Source organism: Thermococcus sp. 2319x1 (genome assembly GCF_001484685.1).
Classification (GTDB): domain Archaea; phylum Methanobacteriota_B; class Thermococci; order Thermococcales; family Thermococcaceae; genus Thermococcus_A.
Map to the genome: position 1 here is coordinate 1,753,881 of NZ_CP012200.1, position 25,571 is coordinate 1,779,451.

Annotated in this window: 31 protein-coding genes, 1 tRNA gene and 1 pseudogene; 12 read left to right on the forward strand and 21 right to left on the reverse strand. The window is 45.2% G+C overall.

All coding sequences use genetic code 11. The annotated features are described in order from the left end of the window. Position 1 precedes the first annotated feature (1 nt). Positions 2–1,135, reverse strand: coding sequence for a non-hydrolyzing UDP-N-acetylglucosamine 2-epimerase (wecB, locus tag ADU37_RS09740; protein WP_058947399.1), 1,134 nt, complete (start codon positions 1,133–1,135; stop codon positions 2–4). Continuing rightward, entirely contained in the window at positions 1,132–2,418 is a 1,287-nt protein-coding gene (locus ADU37_RS09745; RefSeq protein ID WP_058947400.1) for a UDP-N-acetyl-D-mannosamine dehydrogenase, read from the reverse strand. The genes wecB and ADU37_RS09745 overlap by 4 nt, the downstream gene beginning before the upstream one ends. 299 nt (positions 2,419–2,717) lie before the next feature. Here ADU37_RS09745 and ADU37_RS09750 point away from each other — a divergent pair, with 299 nt between their 5' ends. The 4 genes from ADU37_RS09750 to ADU37_RS09765 are packed head-to-tail and all read left to right on the forward strand — an operon-like array spanning position 2,718 to position 5,080. Further along, on the forward strand, positions 2,718–3,806 hold the full coding sequence (locus ADU37_RS09750) for a DUF354 domain-containing protein (RefSeq protein ID WP_058947401.1): 1,089 nt from the start codon (positions 2,718–2,720) through the stop codon (positions 3,804–3,806). After that, positions 3,803–4,312 carry a hypothetical protein gene (locus ADU37_RS09755; RefSeq protein WP_058947402.1) on the forward strand — a complete coding sequence of 170 codons (510 nt, stop codon included), beginning with the start codon at positions 3,803–3,805 and terminating at the stop codon, positions 4,310–4,312. Before ADU37_RS09750 ends, ADU37_RS09755 begins: the two co-directional genes overlap by 4 nt. Further along, on the forward strand, positions 4,296–4,835 hold the full coding sequence (locus tag ADU37_RS09760) for a hypothetical protein (RefSeq protein WP_144433258.1): 540 nt from the start codon (positions 4,296–4,298) through the stop codon (positions 4,833–4,835). The genes ADU37_RS09755 and ADU37_RS09760 overlap by 17 nt, the downstream gene beginning before the upstream one ends. Further along, positions 4,832–5,080, forward strand: coding sequence for a hypothetical protein (locus ADU37_RS09765; protein ID WP_058947404.1), 249 nt, complete (start codon positions 4,832–4,834; stop codon positions 5,078–5,080). The genes ADU37_RS09760 and ADU37_RS09765 overlap by 4 nt, the downstream gene beginning before the upstream one ends. On the opposite strand, the gene ADU37_RS09770 is transcribed toward ADU37_RS09765, so the two are convergent. After that, positions 5,052–5,609, reverse strand: a complete 558-nt coding sequence (locus tag ADU37_RS09770; protein WP_058947405.1) for a stage II sporulation protein M — start codon at positions 5,607–5,609, stop codon at positions 5,052–5,054. The two genes, ADU37_RS09765 and ADU37_RS09770, sit on opposite strands and share 29 nt — an antisense overlap. Beyond that, a complete protein-coding gene (locus tag ADU37_RS09775; protein ID WP_058947406.1) occupies positions 5,599–5,886 on the reverse strand; it encodes a lipoate protein ligase C-terminal domain-containing protein in 288 nt (95 codons plus the stop codon). Before ADU37_RS09775 ends, ADU37_RS09770 begins: the two co-directional genes overlap by 11 nt. Before the next feature lie 69 nt (positions 5,887–5,955). Here ADU37_RS09775 and ADU37_RS09780 point away from each other — a divergent pair, with 69 nt between their 5' ends. Together ADU37_RS09780 and ADU37_RS09785 are read left to right on the forward strand one after the other, a co-directional pair. Beyond that, the gene (locus ADU37_RS09780) at positions 5,956–7,890 is read left to right on the forward strand and encodes an arginine--tRNA ligase (protein WP_058947407.1); all 1,935 of its coding nucleotides are present in this window, start codon (positions 5,956–5,958) and stop codon (positions 7,888–7,890) included. A gap of 58 nt (positions 7,891–7,948) precedes the next feature. Beyond that, positions 7,949–8,836: a dihydrodipicolinate synthase family protein gene (locus ADU37_RS09785; protein WP_058947408.1), complete on the forward strand. Its 888-nt coding sequence runs from the start codon at positions 7,949–7,951 to the stop codon at positions 8,834–8,836. Here the strand turns inward: ADU37_RS09785 and prf1 are convergent. The 3 genes from prf1 to ADU37_RS09800 all read right to left on the reverse strand — a co-directional run bounded on the left by prf1 (position 8,816) and on the right by ADU37_RS09800 (position 10,903). Then, positions 8,816–10,063 carry a peptide chain release factor aRF-1 gene (gene prf1, locus ADU37_RS09790; protein ID WP_058947409.1) on the reverse strand — a complete coding sequence of 416 codons (1,248 nt, stop codon included), beginning with the start codon at positions 10,061–10,063 and terminating at the stop codon, positions 8,816–8,818. The two genes, ADU37_RS09785 and prf1, sit on opposite strands and share 21 nt — an antisense overlap. Before the next feature lie 77 nt (positions 10,064–10,140). Beyond that, entirely contained in the window at positions 10,141–10,377 is a 237-nt protein-coding gene (locus ADU37_RS09795; RefSeq protein ID WP_058947410.1) for a hypothetical protein, read from the reverse strand. Further along, positions 10,370–10,903, reverse strand: coding sequence for a HEAT repeat domain-containing protein (locus ADU37_RS09800; protein ID WP_238981967.1), 534 nt, complete (start codon positions 10,901–10,903; stop codon positions 10,370–10,372). The genes ADU37_RS09795 and ADU37_RS09800 overlap by 8 nt, the downstream gene beginning before the upstream one ends. Positions 10,904–11,103: 200 nt before the next feature. Here ADU37_RS09800 and ADU37_RS09805 point away from each other — a divergent pair, with 200 nt between their 5' ends. Then, entirely contained in the window at positions 11,104–11,394 is a 291-nt protein-coding gene (locus ADU37_RS09805; protein WP_058947412.1) for a MazG nucleotide pyrophosphohydrolase domain-containing protein, read from the forward strand. Positions 11,395–11,446: 52 nt separating this feature from the next. On the opposite strand, the gene ADU37_RS09810 is transcribed toward ADU37_RS09805, so the two are convergent. From ADU37_RS09810 to ADU37_RS09825, 4 genes are all read right to left on the reverse strand, one after another. Beyond that, entirely contained in the window at positions 11,447–11,833 is a 387-nt protein-coding gene (locus tag ADU37_RS09810; RefSeq protein WP_058947413.1) for a type II toxin-antitoxin system VapC family toxin, read from the reverse strand. A 75-nt stretch (positions 11,834–11,908) separates the two neighbouring features. After that, positions 11,909–12,286, reverse strand: coding sequence for a class III signal peptide-containing protein (locus ADU37_RS09815; RefSeq protein ID WP_058947414.1), 378 nt, complete (start codon positions 12,284–12,286; stop codon positions 11,909–11,911). Positions 12,287–12,316: 30 nt separating this feature from the next. Next, a complete protein-coding gene (locus tag ADU37_RS11860; protein WP_082663053.1) occupies positions 12,317–12,754 on the reverse strand; it encodes a class III signal peptide-containing protein in 438 nt (145 codons plus the stop codon). 105 nt (positions 12,755–12,859) lie between these two features. Further along, positions 12,860–13,345: a class III signal peptide-containing protein gene (locus ADU37_RS09825; RefSeq protein WP_082663054.1), complete on the reverse strand. Its 486-nt coding sequence runs from the start codon at positions 13,343–13,345 to the stop codon at positions 12,860–12,862. Between the two features lie 78 nt (positions 13,346–13,423). Here ADU37_RS09825 and ADU37_RS09830 point away from each other — a divergent pair, with 78 nt between their 5' ends. After that, on the forward strand, positions 13,424–13,957 hold the full coding sequence (locus ADU37_RS09830; RefSeq protein ID WP_058947416.1) for an HTH domain-containing protein: 534 nt from the start codon (positions 13,424–13,426) through the stop codon (positions 13,955–13,957). Positions 13,958–14,285: 328 nt separating this feature from the next. Here ADU37_RS09830 and ADU37_RS09835 read toward each other — a convergent pair whose 3' ends face one another. Genes ADU37_RS09835 through ADU37_RS09845 form a run of 3 tightly spaced genes read right to left on the reverse strand, consistent with a single transcriptional unit; the run spans position 14,286 to position 17,111 of the window. Further along, the gene (locus tag ADU37_RS09835) at positions 14,286–15,506 is read right to left on the reverse strand and encodes a site-2 protease family protein (RefSeq protein ID WP_058947417.1); all 1,221 of its coding nucleotides are present in this window, start codon (positions 15,504–15,506) and stop codon (positions 14,286–14,288) included. A gap of 42 nt (positions 15,507–15,548) precedes the next feature. Next, on the reverse strand, positions 15,549–15,941 hold the full coding sequence (locus ADU37_RS09840) for a DUF126 domain-containing protein (protein ID WP_058947418.1): 393 nt from the start codon (positions 15,939–15,941) through the stop codon (positions 15,549–15,551). Between the two features lie 9 nt (positions 15,942–15,950). Beyond that, positions 15,951–17,111, reverse strand: coding sequence for an aconitase X (locus tag ADU37_RS09845; RefSeq protein WP_058947419.1), 1,161 nt, complete (start codon positions 17,109–17,111; stop codon positions 15,951–15,953). Positions 17,112–17,341: 230 nt separating this feature from the next. Here ADU37_RS09845 and ADU37_RS09850 point away from each other — a divergent pair. Then, positions 17,342–17,419, forward strand: a tRNA-Met gene (locus ADU37_RS09850). Between the two features lie 277 nt (positions 17,420–17,696). Then, positions 17,697–18,522, forward strand: a pseudogene (locus ADU37_RS09855) (carbohydrate kinase family protein). Here ADU37_RS09855 and ADU37_RS09860 read toward each other — a convergent pair. Genes ADU37_RS09860 through ADU37_RS09880 form a run of 5 tightly spaced genes read right to left on the reverse strand, consistent with a single transcriptional unit; the run spans position 18,519 to position 22,349 of the window. Next, complete coding sequence (locus tag ADU37_RS09860; RefSeq protein WP_058947420.1) at positions 18,519–18,932, reverse strand: hypothetical protein; 414 nt, start codon at positions 18,930–18,932, stop codon at positions 18,519–18,521. The pseudogene ADU37_RS09855 and the gene ADU37_RS09860 sit on opposite strands and share 4 nt — an antisense overlap. Next, positions 18,929–20,164, reverse strand: coding sequence for a DUF58 domain-containing protein (locus ADU37_RS09865; protein ID WP_058947421.1), 1,236 nt, complete (start codon positions 20,162–20,164; stop codon positions 18,929–18,931). The genes ADU37_RS09860 and ADU37_RS09865 overlap by 4 nt, the downstream gene beginning before the upstream one ends. 5 nt (positions 20,165–20,169) lie before the next feature. Then, positions 20,170–21,123, reverse strand: coding sequence for a MoxR family ATPase (locus tag ADU37_RS09870; protein ID WP_058947422.1), 954 nt, complete (start codon positions 21,121–21,123; stop codon positions 20,170–20,172). Then, positions 21,101–21,526: a hypothetical protein gene (locus ADU37_RS09875; protein WP_058947423.1), complete on the reverse strand. Its 426-nt coding sequence runs from the start codon at positions 21,524–21,526 to the stop codon at positions 21,101–21,103. Before ADU37_RS09875 ends, ADU37_RS09870 begins: the two co-directional genes overlap by 23 nt. After that, positions 21,510–22,349, reverse strand: coding sequence for a DUF4129 domain-containing protein (locus ADU37_RS09880; protein WP_058947424.1), 840 nt, complete (start codon positions 22,347–22,349; stop codon positions 21,510–21,512). The genes ADU37_RS09875 and ADU37_RS09880 overlap by 17 nt, the downstream gene beginning before the upstream one ends. A gap of 73 nt (positions 22,350–22,422) precedes the next feature. Between ADU37_RS09880 and ADU37_RS09885 the strand changes: the two genes are divergently transcribed. Together ADU37_RS09885 and ADU37_RS09890 are read left to right on the forward strand one after the other, a co-directional pair. Continuing rightward, the gene (locus tag ADU37_RS09885; RefSeq protein ID WP_058947425.1) at positions 22,423–22,917 is read left to right on the forward strand and encodes a DUF2118 domain-containing protein; all 495 of its coding nucleotides are present in this window, start codon (positions 22,423–22,425) and stop codon (positions 22,915–22,917) included. A 192-nt stretch (positions 22,918–23,109) separates the two neighbouring features. Further along, positions 23,110–23,592, forward strand: a complete 483-nt coding sequence (locus ADU37_RS09890; protein WP_058947426.1) for a peptidylprolyl isomerase — start codon at positions 23,110–23,112, stop codon at positions 23,590–23,592. On the opposite strand, the gene ADU37_RS09895 is transcribed toward ADU37_RS09890, so the two are convergent. Next, entirely contained in the window at positions 23,578–24,498 is a 921-nt protein-coding gene (locus ADU37_RS09895; protein WP_058947427.1) for a type II secretion system F family protein, read from the reverse strand. The genes ADU37_RS09890 and ADU37_RS09895 overlap by 15 nt on opposite strands. 6 nt (positions 24,499–24,504) lie before the next feature. Then, complete coding sequence (locus ADU37_RS09900; RefSeq protein WP_058947428.1) at positions 24,505–25,566, reverse strand: type II secretion system F family protein; 1,062 nt, start codon at positions 25,564–25,566, stop codon at positions 24,505–24,507. Between the last annotated feature and the right edge of the window lie 5 nt (positions 25,567–25,571).

Here is a 25,571-nt window from a genome sequence, read left to right on the forward strand (position 1 = left end):
TTTAAATAAACCTCGAACTCTTCACCCTAAGTTCTCCCTTTTCGTAGAGACCGATAAGTATTTCAGCAATTCTTTCCCCAGCCTTTCCATCTCCAAAAGGATTCTTAGCACTTGCCATCCTGCCGTAAAACTCTTCATCGTTTAGGAGCTTATCGACATAGTAAAAAACCCTGTCCTTCTCAAGACCGACTAAAACGTTCCCTCCCGCTTTTATTGTCTCCGGCCTTTCTGTATTATAACGTAGGGTTATGCATGGGACGTTGAGAATTATGCTCTCTTCCTGAACTCCACCCGAGTCTGTTAAAACAAACTTAGCATTTTTTTGCAGTTTTAAAAAGTCTAAATAGCCAAGGGGTTTTGTTAGAATCACGTGCTCTTTCTCTTCCAGCTTTTCCCATAGACCTAAGGACTTTAATCTTTTTTCAGTTCGGGGATGGACGGGATAAACCACTGATATTGGGAGGGATTCTATTATTTCCACGAGTCTTTTGAGGTTCTCCTCGCTATCGGTGTTCTCAGCCCTATGGGCTGTCAAGAGGGCATATTCCTTTGATTTTAGTCCTAAAGCCTCAAGAATCCTGCTTTTCCTTTCGGCTATCTCCGAATTTTGGAGAACGGAATCAACTATCGTATTTCCAACAACATAAACCCCTTCAACGATGCCCTCCTTCTCAAGATTTTTCTTCGCCTCCTCAGTCGGAGCAAAAAGAACTTCACTCGCGTGGTCGGCCAAAATTCTATTTATTTCTTCCGGCATTGTCCTGTCAAAGCTTCTCAAGCCGGCTTCAACGTGTGCAACGGGAATTTTAAGCTTAACACTCGCCAAAGCTCCAGCCAAGACGGTATTTGTATCCCCCTGAACCAATGTAACATCGGGCTTCTCCTTCATAAGAACTTCTTCTATCTTTATCATTGCCATTCCCGTTTGATAAGCCTGGGTTCCGGAGCCCACTTCGAGATGGTAGTCAATTTTATGTAGCTCGAGCTCTTCTAAGAAAATCCTGCTCATCTCATAATCGTAGTGCTGTCCCGTGTGAACTATTAGCGGCTCAATGCCCCTTCTTTCGAATGCCCTTATTACGGGTGCGAGTTTTATTATCTCCGGCCTTGTACCAAAGACAAACGCCGGTTTCAATACTCGCCCCTCCCAATCCCTTTGAATACAAATCCTTTCGGAGGCTCTTTTACGACATGCCTTCCGTCTATGAGTATTTTGTTTCTCATAAGGCCTCCAAGGGCTTGCCAGTCTAAACTCTTAAACTCTGAATGGTCTGTTGCTATGACAGCTGCATCCGCCCCCTTTAAAGCCTCCTCAAGACTTTTATGCGTGCCTTTTACATAAGGATCGTAAGTTCTAACCTCCATAACATCTTCCCTTATCTCCTCAATGAACTTAAGGGATGGGGAATTTCTTGTATCATCGGAATTCCCCTTGTAAGACAGCCCCAGAACCACCACGACAGCTTCTTCCGGTGGAAGGTTAATCGTCTTTAGGGCATCCATAAGAAGATCCTTTGCAAAGAGCGGCATGTCTTCATTGATTTCCCTTGCTTTCTTTATCAATCCAAAGTCTTCTTTTGCAGAACTGAGGAGCAGATATGGGTCTTTTGGCAAACAGTGGCCTCCAACACCGATTCCCGGTATATGGATTTTAACCCTTGGATGGGTGTTGGCAAGCTCTATTGCCTCAAAAACATTGACCCCATACTGGTGGGCAAGAAAAGCGAATTCGTTAGCTAAAGCAATGTTTACATCCCTAAAAGTGTTCTCCATTAGCTTTACCATTTCGCTTGTGGTCGAGTTTGTTTTAAAAATTTGGCCCTTTACAAATGACCTGTACAAAAGCTCAGCGAGTTCAGAGCTTTCTTCATTTATCCCCCCGATTATTCTGGAGTTGTAAACGAGCTCCTTGAATATTCTGCCGGGCATGACCCTCTCAGGAGCATGAGCCATATAGAAGTCTTCCCCAGCTTTGAGGCCCGTCAGCTTCTCTACAAGCTTTGCCATCTTCAGAGTTGTCATAGGGGGAACGGTGCTCTCTATAATAATGAGAGAACCCCTCTTCATGGATTCAGCGGTTGTTCTAACGGCGTTTTCAAGATAGCTCAAGTCGGGAGTTCTATCATCTTTTAGAGGGGTTTGAACGCATATTATGTAGACATCCTTACCTGCTATCTCCTTCTTGTCTGAAGTAGCCTTTAAATTTCCGTTTTCAATTGCTCTCTTTAGCATCTCCTCTATTTCCGGTTCGATTATGTGGGAATTCCCCGAGTTTATCTTTTTCACCACTTCTTCCCTTATTTCATATCCTATTACTTTAAATCCGGCATTGGCAAAAATAATTGCCGTGGGAAGGCCAATGTAACCCAAACCTATGACAGCAATTTCTGCGCTTCTGTCCATTATCTTCTCCCTCATGCATTCTCACCAATGAAGAGAGATTGAGCACCAAAATTTAAGGTTTTTCCACGAAACAATTTCGGGTGGTAATCTCAAAGATTTCCCGGCAAGCTCCAAGAAAATTTTAATAGACTACGTTTTCCTACGAACCTTTATGGGGTTACTCTGGTATTAGACCTTCTTTCATGAACAGAAAGCGTAATAAACAATTGGCAGATCAAAGAATTCCTAAATAACTTGAAAAATAAAGGCAGAAAAAACCGTTTTACGGAAACCCTTTTAATGGACAAAGCTGTCCATAATAATGGGTGAAATCCGTGAAGATATGGGTAGATATTGTCAATGCACCTCACGCTCACTTCTTCAAGGGTATAATCAGGGAGCTTGAAAAAAGAGGACATGAGGTTTTGGTCACCACGAGAGAGTTTGACGGCTTAACTGGAATCTTGGATATGTTGGGAATAGACTATTACGTTGTAGGAAAGCATGGCGGATCAACCCTTGAAGGGAAGCTTATAGCAAGTGTTGAGAGACAATACAAGCTTGCTAAGCTGGTAATTGAAGAAAAACCAGATTTGGCACTCTATAAAAATTCTCCGGAAGCTCCGAGGGTGGCTTTCGGATTGGGGATTCCTACAATTGGATTTGCCGACAACGATACCGCCATAGCGGTCAACAAGCTCATGCTGCCCTTCACAAGGAGACTAATATACCCCAAAGCCATAGACGCTTACGAGCTCATAAGATGCGGGGCAGATGTAAATTCCCTCAAGCCAATAAACGGCATACCGGAGTTGGCCCATGTATATGGCTTTATCCCCAGCAAAAAGCCCCTAAGGGAGTTGGGGCTATCTTCATACAGCTACATTGTGATGAGAACCGAGCCCATAAAGGCCAATTACTTTAACGGCGACGCCGAGAAGAGCGTTCTTGAAAATATAATCCCTCTACTCCCGGATATTCCCATAGTGTTATTCCCAAGAACAGAAAGCCAAAAGAAGCGCTTTGAACACTTTGAAAACGTCATAATTCCGGAGCACGTTACTGACAGCCTGTCCCTCCTCTACTATGCAAAGCTAATGATCGGTGCGGGGGGAACGATGAACAGGGAGGCCTTGGCTTTAGGAACTCCCACCATTTCAACTTACCCGGGCAGGCTTTTGTCAATTACGAGATGGCTTATAAGCCTCGGCATTAAGTTCCACTCCACCGATCCGATAGAAGTTTCTGAAAAGGCCTGGGAGCTTATGAGGAAGAACGGAGCCTTTAGAAAGCATATAAGAGGAATAATTGCCTCCATGGAGAACCCTATAGACGCTTTCCTAAGGGAAATCGAAATCTATGAAGAGTACGGCACCTTCCCTGCTCCGGAAATTTCCACAGAGGAGCTGGTGGACAAAGGATGAAAACCAATGCTGTTGTGAGTATTCTTCTCTTACTCCTCTACGCTTTTCCAACCACAGCTTTTGAATACTACCTACATGGGATTGGGAAGATAATTGACGATCCCCCACAAGCTGTTTCTCTGAACATCCAAGAGATTCCCGTAACCTACGTTGTAGGCCCTGATCCGGAGGGGTACCTTTACGGAGTTGAGTACAGAAAACTGAGGCACGAGAGGAGGAAAATCCTAAAAAGCAGGGATGGAATAGCGTGGGAGCTTATATACGAGCATGGGACGGAGGTTAAATCTCTCTATCTCTGGAAAGGAGTTCTCTTCTTTTCAGACGCCGATGGAAGTGTATTCATGAAGAACGGAGAAAAATTCGAGGAGGTCTTAAGATTAGACAAAGACAAGTACGCAATATGGTGGTCGTGGGCAGGAAACGAGGAGTTTTTGCTTATAGGGGAATATGGGGCCAAATCCAACAGCGCAAAGGTTTACAGAAGTTTCGATGGGAGGCATTGCTAAACCCCCAGTATCGATAACCTTGGTGGAGCATCGCCCTCTGGTGATCTACCTGAAGAACGAGAAGCCGCTTGGAGTTACAGTAAAGGGGAAAGAGTTCAGAAATTATCTCTCCCCCAACTTAGCTTGGGTTCCAGTAAACGGAACTTTGGAAAAGCGGGGAAAATTTTTAGTATTTACCACATTAAGCCCCTCTGCAGTCCTTAAACTTAAACTTCCCCTAGAAAAAGGGTGGTATACCTTAGGTCTATGCATGAAAAGCTCCCGTTCATGGAACGAGATCGCTCCCGCCCGTGTAGCAGTCCTAACAAAAGAAAGAAGCTACGGGGGTTTAGCTCAAGTAAGCACTGAATTGAGACCTTTTTACTACGTATTCAACATGCCGGAAGATGGTACAGCGGAGATTGCGATAGAGTTTAACGGTAGCGCAGTTTACCAGATTGGGTGTTTATTCTTATCAAACGATTTGAGTACATCGAAGCCAAACGGTGAATTTCTAAAGGGGGAGGTTACTCAAAGAACGTGACGTTGAGGATAGATGGGAGAATTTATCACATAGGTGACCTCAGGCCGGGAGAAAAAAGAATCATCCGTGTAGAAAAGCTTCAAACTCTGGAACTCCTATCCGGAGGAGCTGTTGATTTGCTGATAACAGAAACTTCAGAAGGAGAAAAAGAAAACCCCAAGAGTACTCCCTTGACTATCCCGGCAGTCGTTGCATTTCTTGCTTTTGCATATCTACTTAAACGCCTGAAGCAACGGCCGGAGTGATGTAAGCCTCAACAAAAGCCGCCGCTAGAAGCATTACAAGGGCTAAGGCAAGCATTCTCACAGCTCTCTTAAATCCCCTTAAAAATCTCTCTCCAACGGTTCCTTCTCCGTTGATTATCTCAAGATACCACTCCACTCCCCCCATCCCGGCAACTGCAAAAGCCGGGATCTCTATCACCCCATGGGGAATAATAGCAAGAAGAATCTTCGCCAAGCTTTCCCCCTGTGCATTGAAGTACTGAATAACCACCCCCACTATAAAGCCGTTAAAGAACAATATTCCAGCCGGCACTATGCCAAAAAGAACTCCACCAAGGGTGCATATTACCGCGACCCTTGAGTTGTTGAGGAATATAAAGCTGAAGAGGCTGAACTTGTCGGTATTTTCTCCTATAGTCCCGCCAAAAAACTGCCTGAGGTTTGAGAACAGGTTCTCCGCAGAGTTTGGACTTAACATGGAAAATACCACACCAAAGAGAACTCCAGCGAGAAAAATTCCAAGAAAAGCGTAAAAAACTTTACTCCTCATTTTCACCACGCAGAGCGTTTTTGAGGGCGATTTTAAAGTCCTCAACGTTTATGTAAGGCATCTCAATGTCCAGCCTGACAGCAAAGAAGTCCTCTATCTCCTTCTCAAGCTCATCAAGTTTTTTTCCTCTTAACCGGCTCTCAAGCTCGCCGATAGCTTCCTCAGGATAGATAAAGAAGTCGCCAGTGATCTTTACGTCCTTTGCAATTCCCTTTTCTTCCTCAATCTCAAACCTTATAAGGCCCTTTTTGGCTTTGTGCTCTCCTATTCTCCTCATGCCCACCACAGACAAATTTAAAGCGGGTGGTTTTTAAAGGTTTATGAAAAATGAGAAGCGGTGATAACTGTGGCTTACGATGATGTCAAGAGAGAGGTTAAGGGGATAGTGGAGAAGGTTATTTCAGAAATGCTTGAAAAAGAGGGAAAAAGCTGGGAAGGTGAGGTTTTATTTGATGAAACGCCCAGTATGGAGCTTGGTGACTTTGCCACCACCGTTGCCTTTCAGCTTGCAAAAGTGTTTAGAAAAGCCCCAAGAGTTATAGCCCAAGAGATTGTCTCAAACTTAGAAGGAAAGCTCCCCGATTACATTTCAAGGGTAGAGGTAGCTGGAGCCGGATATATAAACTTTTTCTTAGATTACGAAAAATTCGGGAAACTTGTGGTGGAAGAGATCCTCAAAAAAGGAGATCAATTCGGAGAAAGCAATCTGGGAAATGGAAAAAAGGTTATAGTGGAGCACACCTCCGTGAACCCAACCAAGCCGCTTCACATGGGGCATGCAAGAAACTCAATTCTTGGAGATACAATGGCAAGAATAATGAGGAAACTTGGCTACAAGGTGGAGGTTCAAAATTATATAGACGATCTGGGGGTTCAGTTTGCACAGGTTCTGTGGGGCTACCTAAACCTGAGGGAAGAGTTTGGGAGGATCATTGAGGAACTCAAGGAGAAAGGACTTTCTAAGGACGATGTAATCGACCACGCTTTGGGTCTGCTCTACGTTGAGGTTCACAAGAGAATGGAGGAAGACCCGGAGGTGGAGAGACAGATAAGGGAGCTCATGAAGAAGCTGGAGGAGGGAGACAACGAGATAGCCGAGGAGGGCAGAAAGCTGGCGGAAAAGGTGGTTAGAGCTCAGATGGAAACAACCTACAGGATGAACATCTTTTACGACCTGCTCAGCTGGGAAAGCGACATAGTGAGGAGTGGAATATTTGAAGAGGCCTACGCAATGATAGAAAAGAACGAACACTTTGAATGGGCAAAAGAGGGCAAATACAAGGGAGCGTTCATCATGAAGCTTGGAGACCTCTTTCCAGACATGGAGAACCCAGACACGGTGCTCATAAGGAGCGACGGAACAGCGACTTACACGGGAAAGGACATAGCTTATCACTTGTGGAAGTTTGGTAAAGTTAAATCAGATATGCGCTACAAGCTCTGGGATAAAAAGGATGGACATGAGACGTGGACGACGGCAAAAGATGGGGAAGAAATGCCGGGAAGGTTTGCCAATGCGGATATAGTGATAAACGTCGTCGGCTCAGAGCAGAGGTACGAGCAGAAAGCAGTTGCATATGCCCTCAAGCTCCTCGGCCATGAGGATGCCTACAATAACTTCTATCACCTTGCTTACGAGCACGTTGTGAGACCTGAAGGAAAGTTCAGCGGAAGAAAGGGGACATGGATAGGCTTTACCGTGGATGAGGTGCTTGATGAGGCCATAAAAAGAGCTAAAGAGCTTGTGGAAGAGAAGAACCCCGGATTGAGCGAAGAAGAAAAGGAGAAAATAGCGGAGATAGTGGGGATAGGGGCAGTGAGGTACAACATGATAAAATACTCGCCGGAAAAGATAATAACGTTCAGATGGGACGATGTGCTGAACTTTGAGGGCGAAAGCGCCCCATACATCCAGTACGCCCATGCGAGATGCTGCTCCATAATTAAGAAGGCAAAAGAAGAAGGGATAAGCGTTGAAAGCGAGAAGCTCTTAAGCAAGGCAGACTTCTCAAATCCAGACTTAAAAGAAAAAGAGCTAATAAAGATCCTTTCCAAATTCCCGGAAGTCATAAAGACGGCCGGAAGGGACGTAAAGCCCAACCTAATAGCGAATTACGCAAATGAGCTTGCAATGGTCTTCAACAGGTTTTACATGGCGCTGCCAGTGCTGAAGGCTGAGGAAGGGATAAGGGAGATGAGATTGCTTTTGGTCATGGCAACAAAGCAGGTTCTAAAGAACGCCCTTGAGCTTATGGGAATCGAGGCTCCGGAAGTCATGTGATCCTTTCTTTTTTCCACAAACCTAAAATATTCTGAGGCTTATTTACCTTGGTGGTTCAATGAGAGGAGTGATAGTTCCCCTTGTAACGCCTTTTAATGAGGACTACTCCATAGACTTTCCTGCACTGGAAGAACATATAAACTACCTTCAAAACGCCGGAGTACATGGAATCTTCATCAATGCAACAACTGGAGAATTCACAAGCCTCAGCTTCGAAGAAAGAAAGCTTATCGCAGAGAAGGGCAGGGAGATTGTTACCTCAACTTTCTATCTGGTAGGAACGGCTTCAACAAACACCTTTGAAGTGGTTGAGCTGACTAAGCATGCCCAAGATATCGGGGCGGATTATGTGGTTATAGCGCCCCCCTATTACTGTCCTCTCAGTGATGAGGCACTCTTTAACCACTACTCCATAATAGCAGAGAAAACGGATATCCCAATAATCCTCTACAACATCCCGGGCTGTACAACTCCTCTAAGCGTTCCACTCATCAAAAAGCTCGCCACTGAGTACTCAAACATAGCCGGCATAAAGGAGACCATAGATAGCATAAACCATGTTAGGGATGTCATATTTGAGGTCAAAGAAGAAAGAGGGGACTTTAAGGTTTTTACGGGCTTAGATCAGCACTTCCTCAATACGCTCCTCCTTGGAGGTGACGGAGGGATAATGGCATGCGCAAACTTTGCCCCGGAGCTCCATCTTGCCCTATACAAAGCCTTTGAAGATAAGGACTTTGAAAAAGCTATGGAATATGCCAGAAAGCTTGCCAAACTTTCAAAGGTTTACGACCTCGCATCTTCCTTCGGCTCTGCAATAAAGATAGCAATGGGCATAAGGGGCTTCTCCATAAAGCCCATCCTAAGACCCCCATACACGATGGACGGAGAAGAGGTTATAGGGAAGGTAAAAGACCTCTTGTCTTCACTGGGTCTTGTACCTTAAAATTGCCCCGAGTCCACCAAATGCCCTGTAGAACTGCTGTCCATCCTCGGTGTCAAGGGAAATCACTTCAACTTCAGCCCCGCTCTCCTCCGCCATTTTTATTAACTCCTCCGCAACATCCCATTTTTCAAAGCTTATGTTTTGGCTTCCACATTTGGGGCATGTTTTAAGGTTCTTCTTGTAAACTTCGTATTCGCTCTCGGTCATGGTCTTGAGCTCTTCCCAGCCGCAGTGGTTGCACTTTGCCTTAACGCGAACCCTGTCGTAGCCTTCGCTTATCAGGAGCACATCAACGGCTCCAAGCTCCAGAGCTTTTCTTACTTCCTTCTCTCCATAGGTTATCAAGCCCGTGTCCTTGACCAGGTGTCTGAAGAACTCCTGCACGAGCTTTCTCTCTCTAATTGCCTCGTGCTCCTTTAGTATGTCGCTTGCCTTTTCAACGAGCTCCCTCAGCCCGTACTCGCCGTGATAGCTTATGTCAACAACGCCAATTATCTTTTTCTTGAGCTCGTGGTGTAAATAATCCCCTTCAACGAACTCCTCCTTCGTGGGTCCGGGACCGCCGACAATGATTCCCTTAAGCTCATCTTTTTCAAGGAGGGGAAGGAAAGCCTTCGTTGCATGCTCTCCAATCCTCTTCATGAACTCATGCGTTTCCTGCTCCCTAATTCTCTCATATCTCCTTGCAGACTGACCACCGGCCCTTGTCTTTCCGGGAACGTTGGAGGTGAGCTCCTCAATGACCTCTATCTTCTTCCCCCTCAGAAGGCCTATAGTCGCTTCGTTCTTTTCAACCGTTATTAAGCCGTAGGCATCTTTAACTCGGAGCATCTCCTCAAGAGGCTCCGTAACAAAGGTTTGGTCACATCGATAGAGCCTCACGTTCAACGGTTCGGGTGGGATTATGGCAAAAAGCTGTATATCCGTTACCCCTTCCTGTTCGCTGACGTTTCCAACAAATAAGGCCAAGCCCGTCTCCGGAGTTTGTTTGTAGAGCTTGAGATGCTGCATTGCCCTTTCCAGAGCTCCGAGAACGTTCTTTCGAGTTGTCTTTGATTTGATGTTTTGTGCCGTGCCGTACTCTTCCCTAAGCTGCTGCATAACCTTGTTTATGTCGTAACCGGCGGGGATGTAAAGGGAAACCAGTTCAGTCCCTCGACCTCGAATCTTCTTAAGCTCTTCTACCTTCTTTTTGAGCTCATACATTTCAGCAGATTTGTGAGACATGAACATCACCTCTAACAACTTATTTCTTCTCTCCCAACCACCTTTAAAAATTCGACTTTATAAAGGTTTGGAAAAGGCTAAAGGAAGGACAGAAAAGCCAAAAGGAAAACGCCCAAAATTCCACCCACGGCTATTATGAGGAAGTTTATAGGGGTGAGCTCTATGTGGGTAACCCCGAGGTAGTTCAAAACCCCCACGAGGATGAGCCCTATTACAGCGTTTACTGCCATCCATCTCAGCACAGCAAAGGTCAGCTTAACCACTATAACCGCGGCGAGTATCAAGAGCACTATGAATATCAGAAGGTTAATCATTTCCATCACCTCCAAGCTCTTTTATAACCTTCTCCGCTATCTCTCCGAGGGGCACCCATTTGATGCCTTCCAGGGGCAAAATTACGGTATCGCTGACGTTTCTGAATTCCTCTATTAACGGAAGGGCTTCTTTCACCTTTAGCTTTCCAAGCATTAGAATCGCAAAGGCCTTCTTGTTTTTATCTCCCGTCTGGAGAATCTCAAGCAGTAGAGAAGTCATTTCATTCCTGAACTTTTCCCCAACCCATGGGAAGTATCTCAGCATGATCTCAAAGCTCTGCATGGCGTTTTCTTTAACATAAGGATTGGGGTCGTTTATAAGCGAAAGCACGGTTATGGGGAGCCCTTCTTCAACGTATGGCATCACAAGGTCTTTGTGCCTGACCGTTAGCTCTCCAATGAGGAGAAGCGCATCTCCCCTTATCCCCGGGTTCTCCTCGTTGAGGAGCTCCACTATGGCGTCCACATACTTTGGATCTTTCGCTGCAGAGCGGAGAGCCTCCTCAAAGTTTCCCTCCGAGAGCATCTTTATGACCTTATTCTTTTTCGATCCGAAGGAGAACAATCCCATACTTCATCACTTAAGTTATCTTACACCTTCATCCTTAAATGGGTTTTGGCTAACCTTTAAAAGGCTCCCGGGAATTTAAAGTTGGGCAATGAGGAGAGCGAATTGCGCTGAGTGGTGATGACAGCTCGACCCGAGCCATCAATAGGGGTGGGAATATGCACATAAGGGAGTTCCAAGAGCTCATTAGGGAACTTTACTTCCACCGGGATAAGAGGAGGGGCTTGGAGAAGACCTTCCTATGGTTTACTGAGGAGGTAGGCGAGCTGGCCGAGGCATTGAGGAAAAACGATAGAGAGGCCATGGAAGAGGAGTTTGCCGACGTTTTAGCGTGGCTTGTGAGCCTGGCCAACATAGCTGGAGTTGATGTGGAGGAAGCGGCGAAGAAGAAGTATCCGGGAGTCTGCCCCTACTGCGGGAAGAACCCCTGTGAGTGCGAGAAGGAGTGAGGGCCTTATTTTTCCGAGATTCACTCCTTCTAAACTATGTCAAAAAGAGAAATCAACGATCCGGTAGCCTCTTGAACCCATAAACCTCAAAGTCCCGGTCAAAAGTAAAAGCTTCCTTGATTTTCAGCCTCTCCATTATAGCAAAGCTCAAGCAATCTACGACATCCATGTCGTTCTGATGCTCATACTTCTCAAATATCTCCCAGGCCTTTTCCCAGTCTTCTTCCCTTTCTTTCTCAATTATCACAACCCTACTCTTTGCGTAGCTTTTATAAAGCTGAATCGCAGTCTTCTTGTTAACCCTCTTTGAAACCCCATTAAGGAACTCCACCAGTACTGGCCTGCCAACAACGAACTTTATGCCGCTCCTAATAGATTTTTCAAAAAACTCTTTTGCTTCTTTATGATTTCTGTCGGTTCTGCTGGCTAACGCTATCATCGCACTCGTTTTAGGTTATCGGTTCTTCACAATCCAGTCCTAAATAAAAAAAGAAGTTGTGGAGCATCTCCAAGACTAATCGCCCAAAACATAAACTATCGCTTTGCATGAGTCCAGGTTGTTCTCGTAGATGCACTTGTTGTAGGCGTTCTCAAGGGTGTCTGAGTATGTAAAGGTGGAGTCGTCTATCTCTTTTGTCTCCCCGTTGAACTCACACTGCCCGTTCGAGCAGGAGATGGTTTGGGCTTTGAGTTTCCCCCAAGTTCCCGTGGCTTCGTAATTGCTCTTTATGATCTCAACGCTATCCTGATACTGGAGAAGCTGGGCCTGCTGGGCGGAGTTTATTGTCTTCGGAACAACACCTTCGCCAAGGTAAAAAACCGCAACCAATATTATGACAAGAACGAGGGCAATCATTGCAGAATACTCGAGGGAACCTTGAGCTTTTTTCATAAAAATCACCAAAAAAGGAAAGAGCCGAGATCAGGTCGTTGAACCTGCAAGAACTCCGAAGACTTGGCAAGCTTCCAACTTACCAGCTTGGCACTCATTGTAGACCGTTATTATAGACTTGTTGCTGCTGCCGAAATAAGTGGAAAGTGTATCCTTATATTCAGTGGGGACGCTGTATTGTGGGCTGGGAGAAACGCCAGGTATATTTAGGGTCAACTTCGTACTATTATTATCGTATGAAACAGTTGTACTATTACTCCACCACCCTTTTGCTTGGAATGATGATTTTACAAGTTCCGCTTGACTTTGCAACACCGTTATGTCCCCTTGTGAAGCAGCCTGCTGCCCAGTGCTTGATATATACCTAACCACAACAAAGATTATTATCAGGGCCGCTGCTATCATGAAGAGGTACTCCAGCGCACCCTGACCCTTCTTCCTCCTAAACAACTTCTTCAGGTTTATCATTTTCCAACACCTCCGAAAGGGTATCTTCAAAGACAAATTACATCGAAGACCTATAAATATCTTTCCCCTCAATTATGCCGATCACTTCCGCAAATGTGGTACAAACTATTGAGGAATCCACAACGACTCGTCGAGGGTGATTATTACCTTGCAAGCGTTTTCATCACCTGCGAGGCATTGGTCATAGAGCTCCTTAAGGGTTTTCAGATTATATTTCCCGTCCCCGTAGAGGGCCTTCACTTCCTCCCTGTATTCCGAGCCACTGTAGTCGAGGTAGTAGATGACCCTGTCACTCTTATCACACTTCCCATTTGAGCCTTTGTCCTTTATGCTTATGCCGTATTTGGAGCCAACTTTGTCTTTGGAATAACTCTCCGAGAGGATGTAAAAGCAGTATTCGTCGTTCCAGAGGCCTTTAGCAGTTAGCTTAGATTTTGCAAGCTCTGCCTGGCTTTGCAGTAATGCAATGTCACCTTGTTGTGTAGCTTGGCTTCCAGAACCGCTGATATAACTCACCACAGCGAAGATTATTATCAATGCTGCGGCAACCATGAAGAGGTACTCCAGTGAGCCTTGACCCTTCCGGCTCATGCTTTGATTATCTTCGGAAAAGGATAAATATTTTTTTCCTCAATTTTACCTATGGGATAATCAAAAGTGGGGATAGCAATGCTGGTCTTCATAGAGTGCGAGTCATCGAGCATTGAAAGCTGTTTAGAGGAGCTCAGAAAAAAGGCCGAAGTTTTAAAGAAAATCCCGGGAAGAATAGATAAAGCCAAGATAGAGCTCTCTTTCGGTGCCTTTATGAGCGTTAGAATAAGCCTGAGCATAGAGGTGGACAAAAACTATGGGAAGATGGTAATAGCTGAATACTCATCAGGGAAGGACGTCCTCGAAAGGCTGCAGGAGAAGATGGGGGAGAAGGTAAAGAATGCCCAAATAGTGGACTTCACCTTCGGAACCTACACTATGCCAATAACCAGAAGGAAATATGCCGTAGGGATAGCGGTTGTGAACATACCAAGAGAAAGAGAAAGCTTCGATAATTTGAGCATTGAAGAAAGGAGGGCAATCCTGAGAAAAGCCCTTGAGCTTTTTGGCTGGAATCCAAAGGTTTTGAACATCTCTGAGATAGCGAGGCTATTCAACGTCTCGAGGGATTCAATCTACAACGACATAGAGCAGATTTTGAAGGAAAGTTAGAGGGCCCCTGAAACTTTGGAAGAAAGCTCTCGGAAATTTTGAACCCACCTTTCCTTGGGCTTTTCATTGCTTTTGCTAATTCTTTTCTTTTGATAGACCCCCTGCATCGTACAAAAAAGCGCAAAACCTTTAAGCCCCCTCATCGCTGTAAGAAAATGCGGGGATTTTCCATTTTCGGCTCCGTTATAAAATCTTGATGTGACACCCCAGCAATTTCTGCCCTTTTTCTATAGAAGGGAGCTCATTGCCGCTAAAGCTCAAAGTCTCTACCGAAGAGTTTATGGTATTTGAAAAGAACTGACAAATCGTTGTAAAAAATATAAAAAGCTCACTGGACAACGCTTATGGGCACTGGCGTTGCCGAGAGGATGAATATTGCGAGCACTATCAAAGCCAGAACTATTCTCTTAGGCGAAACTGGGCTGACCTCATCTAAAGCCCCCGGGTTTCCTATTCTTCCCATGAGGAGGATTATGAAGCCCCAGATGAGCCACCCTGCCCAGAGGACACTTAGCCCAATCATTGCCAAGCCCAGACCAAAGGTCAAAATCGAGTGGAGCTTTTCCCCAAGGAAGGCCCTCGCTATGTGGCCACCATCAAGCTGGGCGGCTGGGATTAGGTTTAGGAATGTCACAAGTATTCCCACCCACCCGGCTATCGCCACCGGGTGGAGGTAAATCACATAGTCCCCGGGAACCCTAAAGATGTACCTCTCAAGGAGGAGCATTATAAGGCTTTGTCCAAAGGCTATCTCGCCCTCCATTTGAGCAGCAGAGATTGGTAAGGTTGGAGAGAGCCTTAACCCTATAAGTAGCACTGGAATGGCAACGATGAATCCCGCTATGGGTCCGCTTGAGCCCAGGTCTATGGCGGCGTTTCTCGTTGGTATTGGGGATTTAACCCTTATAACAGCTCCAAGAGTGCCGAGTATGTTTGGAAACGGTATGAAGTAAGGAAAAGTTGACTTTACGCCGTGAAGGGTAGCCGCTATCTTGTGCCCCATCTCGTGGGTGCCAAGAATAGCCAAAACGCTTATTGAAAAGGCCAGGGCATTTAGATAGATGTTCCTTATCCCCGGGAGGTTGTACTGGTCAAGAAAGGATATATAAGAACTTGAAAGCCAGTAGCCCGCAAAGAGGGTGCTCAAAACCGTTGCAATAAAAAGCCCTATGCCGATGAGGGGGTTTTCTTCCTTAACCTGCTGCGCTGGAAAAACGAAGAGAGCAACTTTGCCTTCCCTCTTTTTCAATGCCGCCCAGTAGCCGAGCTTCTCAAGCTCCTTAAGAACCCTCTCGAAGTTGGTCTCTTTCACCGATAAAACCTCAAAAGCCATTACGTCTCCTTTAGCCTGCATCTCGCCAAGAGAATAAAACTCGCTGAGCTTTTCCATGAGAGGCTCGTTAAAGGTTTCCTCAACCGGCTCAATCTCAAAGCCAACAAGAACCATGTCCGAGCCGCACTTTGGACAAGAATTTTCCAGCAAAGCTGCGTTGGACTCTCTAACCTCTCTATGGCCACATTTAACGCACTTGTAAATACCCTCTGCCATTTTTTCCACCACTTAAAAAGAATAGGGAAGAAAGCTTAAAAACTATTCCTCTATGATTACCTCCCCCCTGTCCGCATCCACCTCAACGATCTGGCCGCTCTTGATCTTGCTTATGTCCACTTTGTCCACCATGGGGATTTCTGCAATAATAGCTCCCGTTGCTACAATCGTCTCTGCCTCTTCAACAACTATTGCCTTAGGTGCAACACCGTTTTTCTTCAGCTGGTAAATGACGTAAGAGCCAACAGTCGAGCCTTTGCCCCTCGGAAATACAAGGATTTTGTCCTTTATGATCTCTCCCCTGATGTCACTCTCGATGTCCTTCACTATGCCAGTTTTTGGGTCGACACCCCCTAAAAATGAGAGAGGCTTTTTTGAGACAAGGGCAACTCCCTTTGCCTTTCCTCTGGTGATTTTTCTTCCCTTAAGTCTCATCTTCCCACCTCACGGTGCCTCGAGGATTAGCCTTTCAGTGTCCTCAAGCCTCACCTTCAGCCCGGCCGAGGAGAAGTAAAAGCTCGCCTTTCCGCTGTTAGTGGCTATCCCCTCATACCACCTCTCCACCGGAGATACTATTAAACAGCCGTCGGCTATTATCCTTCCGTTATATCGCTCTATAACCTCGGTATAGCCCAAGGTATCCGAGAGGGCCTTCACAGCCCTGCTTGCGGTTATTAAGAGCGGCACTTTCAAAGGCTTCCTCCTCATCTTCAAAAGCTCTGCCACCTCTTTTATCTCCTGAATTGAAGCATGGGGACAGCCTATTACTATTGCATCTATCTCTCTCCACTCTGCGTTGAACTTTTCCTTAACCTCTTCGAGTCCCTTCTCATCAACCTCAATTCTCTCGAGCTTGTCCCCTATGGCGTGCCTGTATTCCGGAGTCTCGCCTTCAACATGGTAGAGTGCTATTGAGCCCGTTGCCGCCATTGAAGCTCCTAATTCCTTGAGGTAATCCGTCTTTTCCGGTTTAAGGTTCTTGAAGTAGGGTATATCGTTCTTCAGAGCTCTGCCGAGGTAGTAGCCCAAAAAGCTGTAGTCTGCAAAGTCTTTGAGCTTTGCTTTCACCTCAACGATTACCGTTGCCTTTCTGTTCTCCTCAAGGTGGAGACCATAATTTGGAGTTTTGCCAACGATTGCGGCTGCAAGGCTTGAGGGTCCGCCTTCCCTGTTTGTTCTCGCTCCTATTATGGAGTTTGCAAAGATAACCGCGGAGCTCTCGCTCCATGCTATATGGTCACCAAACTTCGGAAGGTTTGCACCGTAGTAGGGGGTGCAGGTGGAGGTGACCTCTATTCCCATGGCCCTATAGAGCTCGAGTATTTCCCTCTGCTTCTCCATGAATAGCTCGTCTCCTATGCCAGCCGGATTGAGAGTAGTATAAACGCTAACCTTCGCCCCGGAATTAACGAGGTCTTTCAGAAACTCTATTCCGGCATCTCCGATATTTTTGTAAGAAACCCCAGCCACCTGAGCACTTTTAATCGGAATCAATCTATCCGCCCCATAGATATCTCCCAATGCAACAAGGATTTCCATGGCCTTTTGCAATGCATAGCCGTATTCTCCGGCAAGTATCAGTTCCTCCTCCTTTGTGAGGTACATCTCATCACCAATATAAAATTGGAGGGGGAGTTTAAGGGCTTTTTCATCACATGAGAAAAGCCCGGCAGTTAAATCCGGCATGGTGGGATTGGAGTTAAATCCAAATAAAGGGCTAAAAAGTTAGAAATGTTTTTAGACACTTCCAATGGAGTATCCGGCATTTGAAACTCCCGAAAGAGATACCGCAAACTTTATAAATCGGCTTCTTATTAATAGGTAACGGGTCAAGCAGCGGGGTGGGGCAGCTAGGAGTGCCCGCCGGGCTCATAACCCGGAGGTCGGTGGTTCAAATCCACCCCCCGCTACCAGTCTATTTTTGAGCATTGTTTTATACATGCTCCAGCCTAAAAGTTGCTGTTTCCCCCGTATGATAAATCCTATCATCTTGTAAAACCCAGAGAGATTATCTTTTCTGTAAATCCTTATCTCGTAAAGATCTGAGGAGTATTGGTACCCTTTTTCCCCGGATCTTTACTGTGGTGCCTCTTTTGTTAAAACTAATTCCAATTTTACTCCAAACGTTGCAGTCAATTAAGTTAGGGCAACCTTATAAACCCTCTCCGATTAGGTCAAAGGGGGCTTGCCATGGATCTGGTAGTTTTGGGGCATGTTGCGATTGACCACATAATCTTTCCCGATAAGAGAGAAATGATCCTTCCGGGAGGAGCGGCCGCGGCTGTTGCCACTTCCGCCGCTCTAAGTGGAGCCAAAGTGGGATTGGTTACAAAGGTCGGAAAGGACTTCCCCATGGAGTGGCTGAAAAACCTTGAAGGAATCATAGACATTAGGGGAGTTCACGTTCTCGAAGGGAAAACAATGCACATCTACATGATCTACCACGAAGACGGGAGCGTCGATGCGCCGGTGGAGATGGGAGTGGCAGAGAAGATGGGTGAGACAGAGATTCCGGATGATTACCTAAACGCGAAAATATTTCACATCTCTCCAATACCACCGGAAGAGCAGCTAAAGGCGATAGAAAGACTAAAAGGCAAAAGGGTTACCCTGGATTTCAACCCGACATACATGGAGGAATACAAGACAAAAAGGGAACTCATGAAGGAGATAGTGTCAAAAGCGGAGGTAGTTTTTCCAAACGAAAGGGAGGCAAAAACTATAACCGGAGAAAAGGACATCAAAAAAGCCGCCGAAAAGCTTCACGAATGGGGGGGCTAAAATCGTCGTGGTAACCATGGGAGAAAAGGGGGTTCTGCTTTATAACGGGAGAGATTTCAAAAAGTTCAATGCTCTTCCAGTAGAGGAAATCGTAGACCCAACGGGAGCTGGGGATGCTTTTGCTGGTGGCTTTCTAGCTTATTATGCAAGGGAGAAGAACCTCGAAGAGTGCATAAAGCAAGGACTGACGAGGGCAAGAGAGGTGCTAAAGAAAAAAGGAAGCTGGAGCATCTAATCACTCGTGACTATCCTTGAGAATACGTAGAGGGTAATTAGAATAAAAACGGCAACTGCGGTGACCTCGAGCTTGGGCATGACCAAAGAGAGCCCCATTATGAGGGCGTAGGTGGGAATGGCCAATAGAGATGCTATGCTCAAGATTAGATAATGCTCTCTGGGGGCTTTTTCCCTATCTAAGTAAGCGGACTCAATAAAGATTAAGGCTAAAGCCACTATCAGAACTCCCAGAGCGCCTCCTATCTTGTAGTACACTAGGAAGCCTATAACGGCCATCAAAAACAGTGTGCCAAAGAAATAGGAGACAAAAGCTAAAGGAGCAAGCAGTAAGACCGGAAGGAGTTGCCTATAGCTTAGAAAGATGAAAAACAGGATTACAAGCGGTATCGGTGAGAACTTTATCCTCATAACTTGATCACCTCTGCGATGGCGCTTCTAAGGGGTTTTCTGGTATCCCAGTCTATTATTAAGGCATAGGCGGAAAGCTTCCTTAAGTATGCTTTCCTCTTGAGGGCCAGTATCCTAACCGCCAGCTCTTCCTCTTTGCTTCTTGGCTCGATGGCTGAATACAGATCCGGGGAGATCACTATTATCTTGTATCCGTAGCGATAAATCATCTCAAGGGCCCTTCTGCTCTCTTCGCTAACAAGGGGTGAGATGTAGATTATCTGGGCATTTGCAGGAAAGCGCGTCCTTATAAGATGTTCAACCTGATAGGCGATTAGGTTATTTTTATCCGGCCTAGCAGTGCTTAGAATGTCAACACACCTGAAGAAATGCCTCTTTCCATAATCCACCCTAACCCACAGGGGGACGCTCTCCGAAAGCAAAAGACCAAAGCTCGTGCCGTTTTTAAGGCAGTCGAGCATGAGAGAGGCAGCAGCCCTTACAGAGTAGTCTATAACCCTGCCCCCCAAATAGCCAGCGTCCACTATTATCACAACATCAACTTTTCTCTCGCTCTCATACTCGTTGCTCATTATTTTGCCCATCTTTGCAGTTGCTTTCCAGTTTATTATCTTGAAAGGATCCCCGGGCTGGTATTCCCTTATGGCGTGAAACTCTACTCCTTCACCTATCCTTGGAGATGGCAAGGGACCAACGGTTATTTTCGTACCCTTTGTGGAGTAGGGAGTGATGACGTCCTCTATGAGCGGAACACCGATAAGCTCATCATACAGCTCAACCGCCTTGTCCCTTTTGAAAAATCCAAATGGATCTTGGTAGCTCAAGTATATCCAGCTAAACTCATGAACCCCTCTGCGTACCCTAATCTTGTAGGAAAGCTCCCTCACTTCATCTTTTTTTAGGGAAAGTAAGAACTCGTTCTTACCTTCAATAACCTCAAGCTCCCCCGGTGTGCCATCCACAAGCCTTAAGCTTGGAATTCTTTCGTTGGACTTTACGGTTAATCTTACTTCCACGGTTTCTCCTTCAAGAATTCTGTCGTGAGGCAGGATTCTCTTAATCTCCACGTCAAGTTTTGGTTTAAAAAATGCAACCGCTATGAAAAACAGCCAAAGTATCGGAAGGACAAGATATACCATATCCCAGCGAAGGGTAAAGAAAGCAATGAGTACCCCTATCCATAGTACAAGAAGAAGCTGAAGGGCTTTTCCAGTTGGATAAAATTCCTTCATAGCTATCACTCAAACTTTGGAACGGGTATTTTTTCAAGCATTCTCTCCATGACCATCTCTTGACTTACCCGCGTATACCAAAGCTCCCTCTTCAGTATGAGCCTATGACTTAGTGCAGGTATGGCAACTTTCTTCACGTCATCTGGGATAACGTAGTCCCTGCCTTCCAAAACAGCGTATGCCCTCGAAAGCTTGAGCAGAGCTAAAGTTCCTCTTGGAGATGCTCCAACTTCAATTTCCTTTTTATTTTCCCTTGTTGCCCTCACTATCTCGGTTATGTATTCAAGAACGGCATCGCTCACATAAACATCCTCAACTGCCCTCTGCATCTCTACAACCTCTTCAGCAGAGGTTATTTGGCCTATATCCACTTCTTCCTTCTTTCTCTTGATCCTCCTCTTGAGAATCTCGAGCTCCTCCTCCTTGGTCGGGTAACCCACCCTGAGCCTGACGAGAAATCTATCGAGCTGTGCCTCTGGCAAGGGGTATGTTCCCTCTTGCTCAATCGGGTTTTGGGTGGCTATTACGACAAAGGGCTTCTCAAGCTGGTAGGTTTTCCCTTCTATAGTTACCTGCCTCTCCTGCATAGCCTCAAGCAAAGCTGATTGAGTCTTTGGGGGTGCCCTGTTGACCTCATCGGCAAGAAGGATGTTTGTAAACACCGGCCCTTTTTTGAACTCGAATTCAAGGGTTTTCTGGTTGAAAACACTAACACCGAGTATATCTGAGGGAAGTAAATCCGGTGTAAATTGAACCCTTTTGAACTCAACTCCCAGTGCCGAGGCAAAGCTCTTTGCCATTAATGTCTTTGCCAATCCCGGGAGATCTTCAATGAGAATGTGCCCATCGGCAAGTATTGTTGCCAGCATAAGCTTTAAGACTTCCCTTTTCCCAACTATTGCCTTTCCAACTTCATTTAAAATCTCGTTTCCTTTTTCATAAACTTCCTCTACTCTCATTAACATCCGCCTCCACAATTTCAAGAACTTTTTCGAGATCTTCAAGGAATTTGTTCCCAGAGCCCGTTATTTTAAGATTCTCAACCCTTGCCTTTGCCTTTTCTCTATCCTCTTCAACTATTTCATATATCTCCAAGAGGGAGTCGAGAACTATTTGCTTGGCAACACTACCTTTCTTTGCCATTTTTATAATATCCGCAAGCCTTTCAAAGTCCTCCCTCCTCCTTTTCTGTTCTCCCCTTCTTGGAATATAAGGAAGCTCAGCCTCTTCGAGTATAAAAGCCAAAAGTATTGTTCCCACTATTAAAACGGCTATCCACCTAACCAAATACGAAGCAGCGAAGATTGCGACTAAGACGAAGGGGACAGTTAGGATCAGGGCAATGTTAAGCCTCAACTTCATTTGCATCCCCCTTGATTTTCATGTAAAGCTCATAAGCCTCCCTCGCATCTTCCATAGTTACCTTTTCCGGAGCGTATTTTGCCTTTTCAAAAAGCCTCGCAAGCTTTACATATGCGTCGTGTTTGTATTTTACCTTTTCAGCATGCTCCCAATGAGTCCAGCTTTCTCTGTAGGGGATGCCCAAAAGCCTAAGCCAGATCACTGCGTTCTTGTAGAGCTTCACCACAATTTCGTTCGGATCTCCAAGGAAATCTATGCCCTCTTCTTCCAACTTCTTATCAAATTGTTCAACAATCTCTTTAAGTTTTCTCCTTTCTCTGGCAGCCCTCAAATCAAGATAAAACCTCACCGCAACATAGCTGAGGGTTATTACAAGAACTCCAAAGAGAGCATATAGGTAAACGCTACCTTCTGAAGACCCTCCAAAGGGATTTTGGAAATACCTCTCGTAGAAGCTAACGTGATAACCCTGATTAACGTGGTAAATTCCCTCACTCCCGTTCACCGTCATATTCGGTAAGGGAGTCTTGTAAACCTTGTAGAGAATGAGGAGAGCAAGTATAGTGGAGCCTATTATTATGGCAAGGAAGATGCCCCAGTTTACACCGTATTCCGGGCCCTTTTTCGCAAAAGGATCTCCAACAGTTAGGAAAATCTGGATCAGTATTATGCCCCCAAGAACTATCAAGATAGCAAAGAAAAGCCCTGTTAGGTAATAGTCTTGATTACCCTTCTTAATTTCACCTATCTTAGCCTCAGAGCTTACTATTGCGCCCATTAGCAGGATTATCAGCAAGTATAGGGCCATTATTCCACGCCTCATAAAGTACCATCACATAGAATTATGTAAAGATAGGTTTAAAAAGTTTTACAGCTTGGAAGAAGTTGGTGAGAGTATGGAAAAACTCCCGCAGTTGTTCGTTGAGGCAGAGTTTGAAGAATGCTTTGAAGGAGACGAGGCAAAAGTTGATTGCATAATAATCCAAGACAACATAGAGGTTAGACTACAAAAGGGACAAAAGCTTCCGGAGTTTATAGACGTTAAAAAAGCAAAGTTTCTGCGGAAAGAAATTTACGACAGGTTTCACTTTTATGTGGATAAATACGAGCATAAAATGCTCTGTGATGCGAGAATAGTTTTCCCCGATAGAAGAACCGAGATAAGGCTGTATAAAGGAGACGAACTTATGTTGCTCCCGGTGGAGGGGTTTGTTTCCACGATAATAGCTGGAGTGGGAAACAGGGTAAGAAAAAGCGATGCCTTCGCTGCAATAACAACTAAAAAAGGAGAAGTCCACTACCTAAAGCCTCCAAAAAATGGGGTGGTGGTTTACATAGACGAGTTCACTAATAGGCCTCACTACATTTACTACCTTCTCCCGGAGGAATAGCTAAAGACTCCAATTATTGCCCTTACGTTTTCTCTGATTCTCATTTTTAAGCATCTCCCCCTCATACAAAAATCACCCATTGGAGTTTTGATTGAGGGAGTATATAATTTTCACAAACTTGTATAACGCTGACCAAAAATGTTATAAAGTTAGTGGAGGAGTTAAACTTGAAGAAATTTAGTTGGTGAAAAAATGAAAGTTGAAAAAGGAGATTTTGTGGTTTTTAACTACATTGGAAGGTTTGAAAACGGAGAAATATTCGATACGACTTATGAGGATATCGCCAAGGAAGCGGGCATTTATGTTGAGGACAGAGCATACGGGCCCCTTGGGGCTAACGTTGGTGTCGGTGAGCTTATCCCCGGAATAGACGAGGCTCTTATAGGGATGCAAATCGGAGAGAAAAAAACCATAGTGGTTCCTCCCGAGAAAGGCTACGGGATGCCAAGGGATGACCTGATAATTGATGTCCCAATAGAGGAGTTCGAAAAAGCAGATATAGAACCGGTAGAAGGGGCTTACATAATGACCGATAGTGGGATAGCAAGAATAACCGCAGTCACAGAAGAAAACGTAACTTTGGACTTCAACCATCCTCTGGCAGGCAAGACACTAACGTTTGAAGTGGAAATAGTGGATATAGAAAAGGCAAGGCCAGAATCAGATGAATCCTGATATCTGAACCCTGGTGGCCACAAGGAATATCACAACTCCAAGTATGGCCAGCATTGCGCTGTACTTGAAGCCTGCAGAGAACTTTCCTTCTCTTATTATTCCAATTCCTAACCCCGAAACTATGGCTTGTATTGCCACAAACGCAAGGGAAACATTTTTTATCGCTTCTAATGGCAGGTTAAGTCCCACTTCGGGAGTGTTCATACCCCCCATAATCTGGGATACAACCCCCAGGATGAATGGCCCTATGAAGCCGCTTGCAATTATAAAGAACATTGCCTGCATTCCGGTTGAAGCTTTCCTCTCCTTTTTTATTCTCAGTATTTCACGGACGTCGTTGGCAACCGCCACAAGTACATCGGCCATCGGGGCTCCTCTCTCGTAGGCCTCCAGGATGATCATTGTGGAGCGATAAATTACCGAAGATTTCTTGTTTCTTATTGCAAAGGCTCTCAGGGCTTCTATTGTTGCTCTACCCCTCTTTATCTCCTGTACTGTTCTCTTGAATTCCTCTGTCAATGCTCCAAACCTTGCAGTTGATGCCTCCTCCAAAGCTTCAGAGAAGGAAACTCCAGCCCTCAAAGAACTTGCAAGATAGAAGAAAGCATCGGGAAGATTTCTTTCCATGTCTTCTATCTTCTTGGATAGGAGGTAGTATGGATAAACAAACGCAACTCCCAGAAAAACCGCAAGAGATGGTGGGATTACGTAGATCTTGACTGGAGACAGAATGAAAACTATTATCCCGACCAATCCTGCCAGCAGTAACGATATCAGCAAAAATTCAAGCGCTAAAAATGATATTCCCGCCGAGTATAGGAAGAGCTCGTACCTCCTAACCCATCTCTGGGGAAGCAGCTTCCCAAGGGCTTTCGCAAATGGCCTGAGGAATTTAACTTCAGCCAAATTTAATCACCTCGGCTCACTGCGTTTTATCATAAACACAACGAGTGTTGAGATAGCTGGGAACCCAAAGAGCAGAATAACGGCTAACCCTTGGACGGGCATTACTAACGCCCTACTCATTAATGAAGCGGCCAGTATCGCCACAACGAATAGCGTTGGCATTATTATGGTTATGAACATGTAAACAAATGCCACACCGTTTACCTTTTGGATGTACTCCACAAGCTTCATTCTGTATTCAAAGGAAAAGTCCTCTGCCAGTTTGTAGAGAATATCCGCCAAGTTTCCACCGAATTTTGTGGCCCTAAGGATCTGCTTTACAACTCTACTAACGTTTTCGGACGCCATCCTCTCCTCAAACCTCATTAGTGCATCTTCAAAGGACGTTCCTCCGTGCATGTCTCTTATCATAAGGTCAAATTCCTCGGATATGGGACCATAATCCGCATTGGCAACGGAAACCATTGCCTCAGCTATACCAACTCCAGCACTCAAAAGCGATGCCATGTGCCTCAAAACATATGGAAGGGCTTTTTCCACCTCTACAACCCTTCTTCGCCAGACTATTCTTGGATAGTTTCTCATATACAGGAATCCACCAATAAAGCCCAGTATCCCGAGCATCAGGGAGATGTCAACAGGCATGAGGAGAAAAACGCCTATTAAAAAAGCAAAAATTGCAGTGAAAATGGAAACACCCAGCATCAGTGCAACGAACTGCTCTTTACTCATTTTAATGTTAGCCCTCACGAGGTCATAGTCGAGTCCCTTTAGGGACTTTGTAAACGATTCAACTGGACCCCTAAAGTGCCTAAGCACAAATTCTGAGAATCTATGGGTAAAAGATTCCTCCAGCTCTCTTTTTCTCCATTCAACAATCTCTTCAAGTTCTTTTTCGTATTTTTCTTCTCTCTCCTGAGAGACTTCCTCTTGAAGTTTTTTCAGGAGTTGAAGTCTTTCCTGGAAAGTTAGTGTTTTAGGAATTCTTGAAATAGGACGTTCGCTAACCTCTATAGTTTTTTCACCCAGCCTTTCAATGAATTTAAGTATTTTCTCCTTTACCCCCAAGTCCT

Excerpts from the sequence above, each read along its gene's own strand:
- ADU37_RS09845 (WP_058947419.1), bottom strand. The coding sequence starts at position 17,111 with ATGTACCTCACAAAGGAGGAGGAACTGATACTTGCCGGAGAATACGGC.
- ADU37_RS09760 (WP_144433258.1), top strand. The coding sequence starts at position 4,296 with ATGGGAGGCATTGCTAAACCCCCAGTATCGATAACCTTGGTGGAGCAT.
- ADU37_RS09840 (WP_058947418.1), bottom strand. The coding sequence starts at position 15,941 with ATGAGACTTAAGGGAAGAAAAATCACCAGAGGAAAGGCAAAGGGAGTT.
- ADU37_RS11860 (WP_082663053.1), bottom strand. The coding sequence starts at position 12,754 with ATGATAAACCTGAAGAAGTTGTTTAGGAGGAAGAAGGGTCAGGGTGCG.
- ADU37_RS09785 (WP_058947408.1), top strand. The coding sequence starts at position 7,949 with ATGAGAGGAGTGATAGTTCCCCTTGTAACGCCTTTTAATGAGGACTAC.
- ADU37_RS09890 (WP_058947426.1), top strand. The coding sequence starts at position 23,110 with ATGAAAGTTGAAAAAGGAGATTTTGTGGTTTTTAACTACATTGGAAGG.
- ADU37_RS09885 (WP_058947425.1), top strand. The coding sequence starts at position 22,423 with ATGGAAAAACTCCCGCAGTTGTTCGTTGAGGCAGAGTTTGAAGAATGC.
- ADU37_RS09795 (WP_058947410.1), bottom strand. The coding sequence starts at position 10,377 with ATGATTAACCTTCTGATATTCATAGTGCTCTTGATACTCGCCGCGGTT.
- ADU37_RS09865 (WP_058947421.1), bottom strand. The coding sequence starts at position 20,164 with ATGAAGGAATTTTATCCAACTGGAAAAGCCCTTCAGCTTCTTCTTGTA.
- ADU37_RS09860 (WP_058947420.1), bottom strand. The coding sequence starts at position 18,932 with ATGAGGATAAAGTTCTCACCGATACCGCTTGTAATCCTGTTTTTCATC.
- ADU37_RS09835 (WP_058947417.1), bottom strand. The coding sequence starts at position 15,506 with ATGGCAGAGGGTATTTACAAGTGCGTTAAATGTGGCCATAGAGAGGTT.
- ADU37_RS09770 (WP_058947405.1), bottom strand. The coding sequence starts at position 5,609 with ATGAGGAGTAAAGTTTTTTACGCTTTTCTTGGAATTTTTCTCGCTGGA.
- prf1 (WP_058947409.1), bottom strand. The coding sequence starts at position 10,063 with ATGTCTCACAAATCTGCTGAAATGTATGAGCTCAAAAAGAAGGTAGAA.
- ADU37_RS09830 (WP_058947416.1), top strand. The coding sequence starts at position 13,424 with ATGCTGGTCTTCATAGAGTGCGAGTCATCGAGCATTGAAAGCTGTTTA.
- ADU37_RS09810 (WP_058947413.1), bottom strand. The coding sequence starts at position 11,833 with ATGATAGCGTTAGCCAGCAGAACCGACAGAAATCATAAAGAAGCAAAA.
- ADU37_RS09745 (WP_058947400.1), bottom strand. The coding sequence starts at position 2,418 with ATGAGGGAGAAGATAATGGACAGAAGCGCAGAAATTGCTGTCATAGGT.
- ADU37_RS09775 (WP_058947406.1), bottom strand. The coding sequence starts at position 5,886 with ATGAGGAGAATAGGAGAGCACAAAGCCAAAAAGGGCCTTATAAGGTTT.
- ADU37_RS09800 (WP_238981967.1), bottom strand. The coding sequence starts at position 10,903 with ATGCTCTCGGAGGGAAACTTTGAGGAGGCTCTCCGCTCTGCAGCGAAA.
- ADU37_RS09875 (WP_058947423.1), bottom strand. The coding sequence starts at position 21,526 with ATGAAGTTGAGGCTTAACATTGCCCTGATCCTAACTGTCCCCTTCGTC.
- ADU37_RS09825 (WP_082663054.1), bottom strand. The coding sequence starts at position 13,345 with ATGAGCCGGAAGGGTCAAGGCTCACTGGAGTACCTCTTCATGGTTGCC.
- ADU37_RS09815 (WP_058947414.1), bottom strand. The coding sequence starts at position 12,286 with ATGAAAAAAGCTCAAGGTTCCCTCGAGTATTCTGCAATGATTGCCCTC.
- ADU37_RS09755 (WP_058947402.1), top strand. The coding sequence starts at position 3,803 with ATGAAAACCAATGCTGTTGTGAGTATTCTTCTCTTACTCCTCTACGCT.
- ADU37_RS09805 (WP_058947412.1), top strand. The coding sequence starts at position 11,104 with ATGCACATAAGGGAGTTCCAAGAGCTCATTAGGGAACTTTACTTCCAC.
- ADU37_RS09870 (WP_058947422.1), bottom strand. The coding sequence starts at position 21,123 with ATGAGAGTAGAGGAAGTTTATGAAAAAGGAAACGAGATTTTAAATGAA.
- ADU37_RS09880 (WP_058947424.1), bottom strand. The coding sequence starts at position 22,349 with ATGAGGCGTGGAATAATGGCCCTATACTTGCTGATAATCCTGCTAATG.